Annotated in this window: 13 protein-coding genes; 6 read left to right on the top strand and 7 right to left on the bottom strand. The window is 39.6% G+C overall.

Features of this window, described 5'->3' with window-relative positions; genetic code table 11:
- Positions 1-73: 73 nt before the first annotated feature.
- From ACFSKL_RS14010 to ACFSKL_RS13985, 6 genes are all read left to right on the top strand, one after another.
- Complete coding sequence (locus tag ACFSKL_RS14010; protein WP_376886939.1) at positions 74-775, top strand: TetR/AcrR family transcriptional regulator; 702 nt, start codon at positions 74-76, stop codon at positions 773-775.
- A gap of 11 nt (positions 776-786) precedes the next feature.
- Positions 787-1239, top strand: a complete 453-nt coding sequence (locus tag ACFSKL_RS14005; protein WP_376886938.1) for a GNAT family N-acetyltransferase — start codon at positions 787-789, stop codon at positions 1237-1239.
- A gap of 261 nt (positions 1240-1500) precedes the next feature.
- Positions 1501-3981, top strand: a complete 2481-nt coding sequence (locus tag ACFSKL_RS14000) for a S9 family peptidase (RefSeq protein WP_376886937.1) — start codon at positions 1501-1503, stop codon at positions 3979-3981.
- 250 nt (positions 3982-4231) lie between these two features.
- A complete protein-coding gene (locus ACFSKL_RS13995) occupies positions 4232-4999 on the top strand; it encodes an SDR family NAD(P)-dependent oxidoreductase (RefSeq protein ID WP_376886936.1) in 768 nt (255 codons plus the stop codon).
- 185 nt (positions 5000-5184) lie between these two features.
- A complete protein-coding gene (locus ACFSKL_RS13990) occupies positions 5185-5619 on the top strand; it encodes an antitoxin Xre/MbcA/ParS toxin-binding domain-containing protein (RefSeq protein WP_376886934.1) in 435 nt (144 codons plus the stop codon).
- Positions 5619-6080: an RES family NAD+ phosphorylase gene (locus ACFSKL_RS13985; protein ID WP_376886932.1), complete on the top strand. Its 462-nt coding sequence runs from the start codon at positions 5619-5621 to the stop codon at positions 6078-6080. The genes ACFSKL_RS13990 and ACFSKL_RS13985 overlap by 1 nt, the downstream gene beginning before the upstream one ends.
- On the opposite strand, the gene trmB is transcribed toward ACFSKL_RS13985, so the two are convergent.
- The 7 genes from trmB to ACFSKL_RS13950 form a co-directional block, all read right to left on the bottom strand.
- Entirely contained in the window at positions 6073-6732 is a 660-nt protein-coding gene (gene trmB / locus ACFSKL_RS13980; protein WP_376886930.1) for a tRNA (guanosine(46)-N7)-methyltransferase TrmB, read from the bottom strand. The genes ACFSKL_RS13985 and trmB overlap by 8 nt on opposite strands.
- Positions 6733-6734: 2 nt before the next feature.
- Positions 6735-8018: a bifunctional folylpolyglutamate synthase/dihydrofolate synthase gene (locus ACFSKL_RS13975; RefSeq protein WP_376886928.1), complete on the bottom strand. Its 1284-nt coding sequence runs from the start codon at positions 8016-8018 to the stop codon at positions 6735-6737.
- An 8-nt stretch (positions 8019-8026) separates the two neighbouring features.
- Complete coding sequence (locus tag ACFSKL_RS13970; protein ID WP_376886926.1) at positions 8027-8980, bottom strand: energy transducer TonB; 954 nt, start codon at positions 8978-8980, stop codon at positions 8027-8029.
- A 2-nt stretch (positions 8981-8982) separates the two neighbouring features.
- Complete coding sequence (locus ACFSKL_RS13965; protein WP_376886924.1) at positions 8983-9375, bottom strand: ExbD/TolR family protein; 393 nt, start codon at positions 9373-9375, stop codon at positions 8983-8985.
- Between the two features lie 2 nt (positions 9376-9377).
- Positions 9378-10070, bottom strand: a complete 693-nt coding sequence (locus tag ACFSKL_RS13960; protein ID WP_376886922.1) for a MotA/TolQ/ExbB proton channel family protein — start codon at positions 10068-10070, stop codon at positions 9378-9380.
- A 1-nt stretch (position 10071) separates the two neighbouring features.
- Positions 10072-10839 (bottom strand): hypothetical protein, encoded by a 768-nt coding sequence (locus tag ACFSKL_RS13955; protein WP_376886920.1) that lies wholly within the window; start codon positions 10837-10839, stop codon positions 10072-10074.
- Positions 10840-10931: 92 nt separating this feature from the next.
- On the bottom strand, positions 10932-12596 hold the full coding sequence (locus ACFSKL_RS13950) for a TonB-dependent receptor (RefSeq protein ID WP_376886918.1): 1665 nt from the start codon (positions 12594-12596) through the stop codon (positions 10932-10934).
- Positions 12597-12620: the final 24 nt, after the last annotated feature.

Raw genomic sequence — 12620 nt, 5'->3', positions numbered from 1 at the left:
CAGGGGTCAATCCAGCACCTTTCTTTGAATTTTGTTTAATATATTTGAATACTATTCAACAATTCTTTAGACCATGGGTGCACAGGAAAGAACACAAAAGGAAAAACTGATATTAGAATCAGCTATCAAGCTTTTTATTGAAAAAGGGTATCATGCTACCAAAATGGATGATGTTGCCAAAGGTGCAAAAATATCAAAGGGACTCACTTATTTTTATTACAAAAACAAAGAAGATCTCTACATGGCAGTTACCAGAAAGGCTTTTGATGGATTGAAGGATGTCTTCAGGGACGTCTTTCGCTCAAAGGGTAAAAATGGCATGCAGATGCTGATAGATCTTGTCCAAAAATACTTGGATTACAGCATGGAAAACAGAATGTATTATGAAGCAATCTTAAATTTTCTTGGCGTATTGAGTCTCTATAACAATGAAGAGACCCGTCAAAAAATCGATCCGTTGATATTGGAAAGTGTGCATTTCCAAAAGCTTCTGGACATTCACCATGATTGCGGAAAATTTGGCATACAGATGGTCTCACAGGGTATCAAAGATGGGAGTATCAGACCTGAACTCCAACCAGAAATCACCTTTTATACCATCTGGAGCATGTTGATAGGTTATGAAAGACTGAGTGGTCCTGTCAACTACGAAAACAAGGAGATCAAAATCCACATTGATAACTGGAAGCCGGGATTTATCCGCTTGATGCAAGATATGCTCAAAGGCACAATCCAAGCCACCAAACCGAACGTAGTTCAAGGAAGTCTATTTTAAGAATCAAAATAATGGAAAATTATAATTTTCAAATACTCCCTTACTCAAATAACTTCAGAAGTCAATTGATTGATGTATGGGAGAAATCTGTACTGGCAACCCATTCATTTTTAAAACCTTCTGATTTTGAATCAATAAAGGAATTGGTTCAATCTATGGACTTCAATGAGCTTGATGTTTTTTGTTTGGTACAGGAAGAAAAAGTGCTTGGCTTTATTGGGGTTTTTGACTTCAAAATTGAAATGTTGTTTTTGTCTCCAGATTATATCGGGAAAAATTTGGGGAGAAAGTTACTGGACTTTGCTATCAATGACCTTAGAGCTGACAAAGTAGATGTAAATGAGCAAAATGAACATGCTGTTGGATTTTATCAAAAATTCGGATTTGTAGTTTACGAAAGGTCGGAATTGGATGACCAAGGGAATGCCTATCCAATTTTGAGGATGAGAAAAATTATTGGATAGATGAAAGGCAGTAAATAACAATCATAACATCGATAATCAATTATAAATCTGACTTTTAAATATTTTATCTTAAAGTCATTTTGGAAGATTGGAATTCTATCAAGTATTCCAATCTTCCAAATGAGACGAGGCTAGATTCGAAAAAACTAACCGCCTTTATCAAAGTAATCGCCTAAATTACCTTCCAATAGATATTTTACATCAGTGGTTCTAGCCTAGCAGGATGATTTAATATTTTTACATTCATATAAAACATCCTATATGAAGAAAATATACGCTTTTCTTGTGTTTTCCATTTCCATTGGATTTGCCCAAGCACAGGAATCCCCCACTAAAGGAAATTATGAGCTAGCCTCCAGATTTTCTCCTGAAAAAGTAAAAAAAATGATTTTTACGACCGATGTTGATCCTCATTGGTTAAAGAAATCGGATCGCTTTTGGTATACCTATGAGACAACTGCCGGAAAGGAATGGTATCTCGTAGACCCTGTTGCAAAGTCTAAAAAGCAGTTTTTCGACAAAGACAAATTAGCAGCTGAAATCACCAAGATTGTCAAAGATCCATTTGATGGACAGCACTTGGATATTACCAGTTTGAAGTTTTTGGAAGATGAAAACACCATCCAATTCAAAATCAAAAGTACTCAGGATGTAGTCAAAAAAGACTGGGAAGAGATCAAAGAAAAAGACAAAAGTGCCAAAGATTCTTTAGAGAAAAAGACGTTTGTATTTAGGTACAACCTCCAAAACCAACAGTTGACTGAAATTTCTGATCCTGAAGAGGATGCAAAAAGACTTGCCTGGGCAAATATTTCACCAGACTCTACCAAGATAGTCTTTGCAAAGCACAACAACCTTTTTTGGATGGATAAGGAGAACTTCCTGAAAGCTGTAAAAGATGAAAAGGACAGTACGATTGTAGAAAATCAATTGACAGAAGATGGTGAGAAGGATTATAGCTATGGTGGTGGTCGCGGCGAGGACAATGTCGATGAAGAAAAAAACAAGGATAAAAGAAAGCGTGCAGGTATCATCTGGGCTGTAGATAGTAAACAATTTGTGTTTACCCGATCAGATATGCGCAAAGTGAAGGATCTCTGGGTTATACAGAACACCAAGGATCCAAGACCTACTTTGGAAACCTACAAGTATGCTATGCCTGGTGAAAAAGAGCAGCCTATCACCGAATTGGTACATTACTCTTTTGATTCCAAAGAAATGTCCAGATTGGATGTGAATACATTTAAGGATCAGACAATCGGTCTGTATACTGCCTCCAGGCCTGTGACAAACAGAGATGATGATTTCACCCCAATAACATGGTTGGGAGATGAAAACAGCTTCTATTTCTCCATCACTTCACGGGATCTGAAAAAAATCGATATCGTACGATGGAACCTATCAGAGAGCAAGAAGGAAATCATCATAGAAGAAAGAAGCAATACCTACATCGACATCAACAAACCCGAAATCATCAACAATGGCAATGAAATAATCCATTGGTCTGAAAGAGATGGCTGGGGACATTTTTATCTTTATGATAGAGACGGAAACTTAAAACGTCAACTCACCTCTGGTGCATTTCACACTGATAGAATTGCCACTGTAGATGAGAAAGGCAGGTTTCTGTATTTCATTGCCAATGGAAAGGAGAAAGGGGAAGATCCATATTACGAACATATGTATAAAGTAAGTTTGAATGGTGGCGCTATTACATTGTTGAACCCTGGTGATTTCAATCACAGTTCTTCTGCAAATGACAAAGGCACTTATTTTGTCAACAACTATTCCAGAGTCAATACCATCCCTGCTTCTTCCCTACACGACAATACAGGAAGAAAAATCATGGATTTGGAAGAAGCCGATTTAACCAATCTCTTTGCAGCTGGATACAAATTCCCTGAGACATTCAAATTCAAAGCGGATGATGGAATCACGGATTTGTATGGGGTAATGTACAAACCTTTCGATTTTGATTCTACCAAATCATATCCTATCATCGAATATGTTTATCCAGGGCCACAAACCGAAGCAGTAAACAAATCATTCGGTAGAGGATTGGATAGAACAGACCGTCTGGCCCAATTTGGCTTTGTAGTAGTGACGATTGGAAACAGAGGTGGTCATCCGGGAAGATCCAAGTGGTATCATAACTATGGATACGGAAACCTTAGGGATTACGGATTGGCAGACAAAAAAGCTGCTGTTGAGCAGTTGGCAGACCGCCACCCATACATAGACAGGAACAGGGTTGGCATCCATGGACATTCCGGAGGGGGATTCATGTCTACCGCCGCAATGTTGGTTTATCCCGACTTCTTCAAAGTGGCAGTTTCTTCTGCCGGGAATCACGAAAACAATATCTACAACAGATGGTGGTCAGAAAAGCATCATGGCGTTCAGGAATTGATTTCTCCCAAAGGAGACACCTCATTTGTATATAAGGTTGAAAAAAATCCAGATTTGGCAAAAAATCTGAAGGGAAAGCTTCTTTTGGTAACCGGGGATGTCGACAACAATGTACACCCTGCCAATACAATCAGGATGGCAAATGCATTGATCAAAGCAAACAAGCGTTTTGATTTTATCGTTTTACCGGGCCAAAGACATGGATTTGGGGATATGACCGAGTATTTCTTTTGGAGAATGGGTGACTATTTTGTCCAACATCTACTCGGCGACAATACTCCTCCCCCAACTGATATGCTTGAAGTCCAGAGGGAAAAAGCATTGACAAAATAAAATTCACGAAAACTCCTACTGAAAAAACAAACCTGTAAATCCCAGCCATTTTGGTTGGGATTTTTTGATTTATGTTTAGAAAAACGATCAGTTTTGGTTAACTTGAAAGTGATTATTCAAATAAATATTTGTATCATTATAGCATATGTACAGGGTGAACGGTTCAGTTCGACCAGACTGATCTGTCGCAACCAACAAAATGCTATCATATCTTGGGAATTACTAATCACAACAACTAAACCAACCAAACATGGATTTATCGAATGTTTTTTCACTGGAAAACAAAGTAGCTTTAATAACTGGCGCCAGCAAAGGAATCGGATATTGTATTGCAGAGGTTTTTGCTGCAGCTGGTGCCAAAGTCGTTATATCCAGCAGAAAACAGAATGTTCTAGATGAACTTGCAAGCAAACTTAAATGCAAAGGCTATGAGGTGTTTGGGATTGCCTGTAATGTTGGAAACATTGATGAATTGAAAGGGTTGGTCGATAAAACAGTTGAAAAATATGGTACAATCGATATCCTTGTAAACAATGCTGCAGCAAACCCAGTCTTTGGTCCTATTCATGAAACTAGTTTAGATGCTTTCGATAAAATCATGAATGTAAACCTGAAAGCACCATTTGAACTGATGAAGCTTTGCTTTCCCCACCTTAGAAAATCCTCTTCCGCAGCTGTTATCAATATCAGTTCAATCGGTGGGATTTCTCCGGAAGCAGACTTGGGAATCTATTCAGTAAGCAAAGCAGCCTTGATCTCCATGTCAAAAGGCTTTGCCAAGGAATGGGGGGAACACAAAATCCGGGTCAATGTGATATGTCCGGGTATTATCAAGACAAAATTTTCCGAGGCGTTGTGGAGCAACGAAAAAATCATGTCCCGTATCATGAAAAGACTTCCTATCAAGAGAATAGGCAACCCTGACGATATTGGTGTCATGGCGCTCTTCTTGGCAAGCAAGAGTGCCTCTTATACTACCGGAGCCGTATTGACGGCTGATGGGGGCTTCACCATTTAATATTTCACTCTGGGGGAAAATCCCTCGCCTTTAGACGAAGACTTTATTTTAATATTTTTATAATAATGTTCAGAAATTGAATTTCCTTCAAAACATTGATTTATTGGATGTCATTTAAAAAAAAGAGTTGATCAAAATTTGAAATACCAAATAAAAAAATTAAATTTGATAAAATAAATTATCAAATGAAAAAGTATAAATCCATATCAAGCATCTTGGGATTTTCTTCATTTACTTTGGATGATGATAATTCCCTTGAGTACATTTCATTGGCTTCAGAGGGTCTGGCTTCCGACACCATCAATAATTTCAGGGTCTATTACGATCTTTCGATTGGCCAGGTTTCTGCCATACTTGGTACTTCTGAGCCCACCCTGTATCGTAAGATCAAGTCAAACCAAAAGTTAAGCACATCTGATGGCATTAAGCTTTTGGAAGTGACAGACTTATATATTTACGGTGAAAAAGTATTCGAATCAAGGGAGAATTTTTTCAAATGGCTGGAGCTGCCCAATACTGCCCTTGGAGGCCTCATACCATCCAAAGTAATCGAATATCCTGAAGGAATCTCCAAGATAAGAGATCTTCTGAATAGGATAGAATTTGGTGTTTATAGCTGATGCTCGTATATAGGTTGGCAAACAGAAAGTATTCCACTGACCTAACTGGTACGGGTGCTGCATTGGCGGGAGGACGTTGGAATACCAAAGGGAGGGCGGTTGTTTATTCAAGTGAATCTATTGCGCTATCGCTATTGGAAGTGATTGTAAACCTTCCTCCCATGATGCAGCCTCTGATGAATTTGATGACTTTAGAAATCCCTGATCAATTTATCTTCAATTTGCCTGAAGACCAGCTTCCTCCAAATTGGTTCAAATATCCATACCCCAATTCTTTGGCAAAGATTGCCGAAAAGTATTATCAAGATGAAAAAATATTGGCACTGAAAGTTCCCAGTGCCATCATACATTCAAATTTCAATTTTTTGATAAATCCAAATTCTAGAAACATCGATAATCTCAAATTACTTGCAACAGAACCTTTTGTTTTTGATCCCAGAGTATATCGCCAAGCTACTTAAACCTAAATTTCAAATACTTGATCTTCTCTCCTTTTTCGCTAAAGATCCCCTCGTAGCGGGTTTTGATACCATGGTGGTCATCCTTGTAATCAGATTGGTAAAAATCATGTGTATGGGCTAATATTTCACAATCTTCCCTCCCAGAAACGATCTCTAAGGTATAATCAAACAAACCTGTGTTATCTGTTTTGAAATTGATAATTCCACCCGGTTTAATCATTGGTTTGTACATATCCAAATATCTTGGACTGGTCAACCTTCTTTTTTCATCTCCATCCCTAGGAAATGGATCGGGGAATGTAATCCATAGCTCAGAGATTTCCCCCTCTTCAAAAAATTCTTCCAACAACTGGATCTGAGTTCTGAGAAATGCGACATTCTCCAAGCCCTCAGTGGTAGCGATCTTACTTCCTTTCCAGATTCTTGAACCTTTGATGTCCACACCGATAAAATTCTGCTCTGGATGCTTTCTTGCCAATCCTACGGTAAACTCCCCCCTACCACAAGCCAGCTCTACCACCAGCGGTTTTGCATTTTCAAACTGGAGCTTATTCCAGTTTCCCTTTATATTTTTGAAAATGTCTTTTCCGTCTTGGACAACATTTCTGTTTTCTTCGTTTTCCTTAAATCTCTGTAGCTTGTTCCTACCCATTATTACAATCCATTAATTTCAGCGACCACAAAGGTACTGCCTCCCACAAATATTAAATCATCTTTTCCGGCCTTTTTCTTCGCTGCCGCAATTGCCATATTCACATCCTCAATGATTTCCCCTTTCAAGCCCAAGTCATTTGCCTTGATGGATAAGTCCGCAGCCCTCATTGCCCTCGGAATATTTGCCTGTACAAAAAAGAAATAAGCATCTTCTGGCAACAAAGACAATACTTTTGACACATCCTTATCATTGACCATCCCTACAACTATATATAATTGATTGTAAGCATATTGACTGATCTGATCTATAATATACTTCACACCATCTTCGTTGTGTCCGGTATCGCAAATCACGGTAGGTTCAGCACCAATTTGCTGCCATCTCCCCTTCAAGCCTGTGTTGTTGGTTACCTGGCCAAGACCATATTCGATATGGCTTTGGGTTATTTGATAGCCTAGATTTTGGAGAACAGTGATGGTTTGCAAGATCCCGGCAAGATTCTTTCTTTGATAATTCCCTTTCAGATCCAGTGCTATTCTGAACTGCTTGGAAGCAGTTTTCACTTCAAAAACCCCTAAAGGTGAATTTGTTTTTTTATGAATCTCAAAAAAATCTTCAGCAAAATATAACGGGGAATTTTTCGAATTGGCAATATTTTCAAAAACAGCAGAAGTTTCCTCTTGTCTCTGACTGATTACAACCGGAATCTTTTCTTTGATAATCCCCGCCTTTTCTCCTGCTATCTCTGGCAAGGTATTGCCCAAAAACTGCATGTGGTCAAAACCTATATTCGTGATCACAGAAACCTCCGGAATCAATACATTTGTACTGTCAAACCTTCCGCCCATTCCAACTTCCACGACAGCGATATCCACCTCCTCTTTGGCAAAATACCAAAAAGCCATCCCGACTGTCATTTCAAAAAAGCTCGGCTTCAATTCATCAATATATGCCTTGTGTGTACCAACAAAGTCCACAACGGCTGCTGCGGAAATATCCTGCCCGTTGATTTTTATCCTTTCAGTAAATGATTTGAGATGCGGTGAAGTATAAAGTCCGACTTTATAACCTGCTTCCATCAATACAGAGCACAAAGCATGGGATGTACTTCCCTTTCCATTCGTACCTGCAACATGGATACTTTTGAATTGTCTTTCGGGATTTCCAAGATGTCTGCAAAGTGAAATCGTATTGCCCAAATCCTTTTTGAATGCAGCAGAGCCAATTCTCTGAAACATGGGAAGCGCATTGAACATGTAGTCCAATGTTTGCGTGTAATTCATGCCCAAAACTAATCTACTTTGATGATAAAAGTAATTTTTCCCGAAGAATAATCAGCGGTACGGTTTCCACTTTGGCGCTTAAAAGATACCTGGTTGACTACAGTTCTGTAATATGCGAGTACTTCATTGGAAACATTGTATTCCAGAGGAATAGCTTGTACGATCTTCCCTGAGTCATCCACGGTGATTTTGAATACAATCCTGCCGTTCCTTGATGAAACATTATCACGAATATTTGGTCTTGAGGCAAAGTCCCAGCCTGCAAGATCCAAATTATATCCAGCACCTGGGCCTGCCACACCTGGCCCCGTTCCCGAACCCATCAATGATCTTCCGTCAATCGTTCCTGTCGGTTTCCCTTCATCCCCGGCTTTTTCAGAAGATCCTTGCGCACTTCCTGTTGCTGCTTGCGTTCCCGTACCGGAAGTACCCCCCGCTCCCATCAAGGCCCTTTGATCCACTTTTGGTTGCTCTACGCTTTTTGTCGTGGTTTTCTCGGCTTCTGCTTTGGCAGGTTCTGATATTGCTGTAGTTTCTTTTTGGACTGGAGTTGATTCTTTCGTTACTGGAGTTGTTTTCTCCGCACCTTTCAGTGGACTTGCCGTTTTGGATTTGGCTTCTAGGGTCGACTTTGCTGGGGTGGTAGGTTTTGCTGCCTGTGCAGGTTGGGAAATAGGTGTAGCACTCTCTGTCGGTGTGGTCGAAACTTCCCCTGGAGCGGCTGGTGTAGTCACTTCGGATTTGATCTCATTCGGTTGGGAGAGTGTTTGTGTATTGCCACTTCCAAAATCAGAAAAACCAAGATTCAATTCCAATCCATATTGTGGCAAAGGTGGAATAGGCTGCTTCCAGACAACCATAAAATAAATGAATAGCAATACCAGCACGTTTACAACGATGGTAATGATCCAAGCTTTGCGCTTGCTATCTGCTTCTTCTTTATCTGCTTCCCAAACTTGCATTTCTATTTGTATGGTTTTGTGGCTATCGAAACATTGGCTTCCAAGCCTGCTGCTATCCCGCCTATTTCTACCAGATATTCCACAGGTACATCCTTGTCTATATGTAGAACGACCTGACCCTTCTTATCTTTTAGCAGCGTCGTCAATTCTCCTTTGATAGCTTCTCTATCGACTACCCTATCATTAACGGAAAACCTGAGGTCTTTGGTTATGGTTACTGTCACTTCCTGCATGACTATGTCTGATGCCTCACTGGAAGGGAGGTTTACAGGTAGTCCAGATGGAGTGATAAATGATGAAGTCAGCATGAAGAAAATCAACAGCAAGAAAATGATATCAGTCATGGATGACATGCTGAATGCTGATTCTACTTTATGTTTGGATTGTAATGCCATCCTTATTTCTCTTGTAAAATGTCCATAAACTCAATGGAAGTATATTCCATATTGTGCACCAACTTTGAAACTCTTGAAACCAAGAAGTTGTAACCCAAATATGCGATGATTCCTACCACAAGGCCTGCAGCTGTCGTGATCATGGCTTCGTAGATGCCAGTGGAAAGCAACTTTGGAGATACCATCCCCTCTTCTTGTGCTACTCCGATAAATGCCCGAATCATCCCTGCAACTGTACCCAAGAAGCCAATCATCGGTGCTGCTCCAGAAACAGTCGCCAGTAGGTTTAGGTTTTTTTCGAGTTTATAAATCTCGATTTTACCTACATTCTCGATTGCTACTTCTATGTTTTTCAAAGGGCTTCCTATTCTTTCCAGTCCTTTGGCTATCATATTCGCAACTGGGGAGTTTTCACCCTGACATAAAATCTTCGCCTTTTCTACATGACCGCCTTGTACCAAAATCTTTATTTGATCCATCAAATGCTTTGGGGATTTCTCTGCTTTTCTGAGCGTAATGATCCGCTCTACGAAAATAAAAATAGCCAAAACAAATAAGGCATACAGTGGGATCATCATGTATCCACCTTTGATCAATAAATCCAGAAGACCTATGTCCCCTTTTCCGGCATCCATGATTGCCAGGCTATCTACCATCAGGTTATCGTCGGTAGAAAGTGTTTGTAGTAAAATCATATTAATATTTCAAAATCCAAATTGCATCTCCAAATTCACTTTTCGCTGTTTCCCAAGCTTCAGTGGCTGTCTCTATATTATCATACTTACCAACGGCAATACGGAAATTTTTGATATCCCCATATGGGAAAACTATCCAGGTATGATGCCCTTTTTCCAAGTATTGCTTTGATTCTTCCATTGCATAGCGCTCTGCTACCACACTCCCTACTACTATAAAATACCGTGGCTTGTCTGCCCTGCTTTGAATTATTGTCAATTCAGGCTCAGTTGGAGTTATCTCTTCCTCCTCAATTACCTGCGTTTCACCTTCATTAACGGCATTCTCATCCTGTATATTTTCTTCTTCGATGGTTATTGGTGCATTGATAGTTTCCTGAACCGCTTCGGAAGCATCCACGGAAGTACTTTGTTCCTGATTTGGAACATAGTAGAGGAAATAAGCCATTGCCCCCAATATCACGATAGCCAAGAGTAAAAGAATCAAGATCATAGGTGATGATGATTTTTTACTCGCTTGATCCAATGCTTTATCGGGAGATTTTTTTGCTTGTAGAGGTGGTTCTTGAACCTTCTCAACTTCGGGTAATTTAGATGCTGCCGGTACCAATGCTTCCGCTTCTTCCATTTTCTCCTCCTGCTCCATCTCATTTTGAGCTACAACAACATCTGCATTGGCAGGTTCGGCTATTTCCAATGGTACTAGTTCCACAAAAGGAAAACCATAATCACGGTCTTGGTCATCTAAATTCTTTCTATTTTCCCTCATTGGCCATCTAGTTATTTTCAGGTTCAATCTACGAAACTAAAGACATTTGCCCCAATTCGCAAATTATAGTTTCTCCCGATCAGTATTTATGTTTAAAACTTGACTGTCAATCCCCCAATACCCTGAATTCCCCTTACAGGATAATTCAGATACCTTTGGTTTGTTTGGTTGAGCAGGTTGTTTCCTACAGCAAATATGGATACTTGGTTGTTGATTTTATAGTCAAATTTCAAGTTCAAATCAAAGATGACTGGTAAGACTTCAGTCTTATCCGTAGTTGAACGATAAGCTACTATGCCTCCCATCGAATTAATATTGGCGTTGATCAGGAATTTTTCGGTTGGTTTGAATGTATTTCCCAAACTCAACTCCCACTCCGGCCTATGGAATGCTGCATTTAAGTCATTCAGTGTATATTGATAATAATTGACCGATCCGGTCAATTTGTACCAATCCTGATATTCCCAACCTACACTGGCAGTGTAATTGATCACTCTGGTATCTGAATCATATTCCAAATTGAATCTCAGACTATCGGTTGGGGATGTATTGAAAAAATGCATGTTAGCATACTTCCCAACATTGACTCCAGCTTCGTAGGTAAACTCTCCGTTGACCGTCCCTTTCACACCTGCACTTGCCACAAAATTTTGAACTGTATTCAACAATTCGTTACTTGGTCCCAAAAACTGGTTTTCCATCACAAAATCATAATAGGTCTTCCGGATCACATCACCTTCAAACCCGGCATATATCCCAAATCCTTCATCCAGCATATAGCTACCTTTGATAGCGGGAAATACATGAAAATCTGATTTTTTATTCATCGTGATATCATTCTCAAAAACAATATTTGCTCCGGCAGATACACTCAAGCCTTGCTTTCTGTATTCTACAAATGGTTTGATTTTGAAGTAGTTTCTGTTGATATCGCTGTACAATTCATCAGAAGGGGTAGTCAGGGATAGTTTGGCGTCGATTCCGGTCCTGAGATTTTCGTTGTACCAAAAATCCACTTTCCCATTGATCCCCACTTCATTCTCCACTGCCATATAACTATCTGCAAACAACCTCACATTCAGGTTCGCGTCATAATTCAAATCCGACATCTTTTCGATATTTGAAATCCCACCTTTGATCTTGAATGTGTTGAAGATATTTTGGGAAGTGACATAATCCTGTAAAATAATATTCCCGGGGTCATAGCCATAGAAATTGTATAGATCCCTACTGTAATCTACCTGGCCGTACAACGAGAAATAATCTTTGAACAAGGTACCATCCAGCCCAACATTCGTGTGTGTTTCAGCTGAATTTTTTCCGCCAATTGGTCCTGTATAGAATCCTTCATGCTTGAGCTTTGCCCCAATATTATAATCCCCATCTTCCCAAAGATTATACCTCAACTCCAATATTGGTGAAGAATAGTTACCATAACCAACTCTTGCAAATCCGGGAAACAATTCTTCATTGTTCCTTGGAAACTGCTTCGAAGAAGCTTCTGGTGCAATCTCCAACGGTGGCAATTCCAGAAAAAACGGTTTTACCATATAATTGAAGTTGGCAGTGCTTTTGGGACTGGGCAATACTGGAATTCTCTCAAAATTTCTCGGTTGGACAGGAACAGTCAATACCCTGTCCTTTCTGATGACAAATTCCTGATCTTGAACCTCTCCTCTCTGCTGTGCAAAGATTGACGTCGACAATCCTGAGAATGATACAATAAGTATATATCTGAAAATCAAATTCTTATTCATAATTATTTAAATATAATTCTCGGA

The sequence above is a fragment of the Belliella marina genome (assembly GCF_042682445.1).
Classification (GTDB): Bacteria; Bacteroidota; Bacteroidia; order Cytophagales; family Cyclobacteriaceae; genus Belliella; species Belliella marina.
Note: the sequence above shows the minus strand (reverse complement) of the source record. Positions and strands in the feature narration are given on the sequence as shown.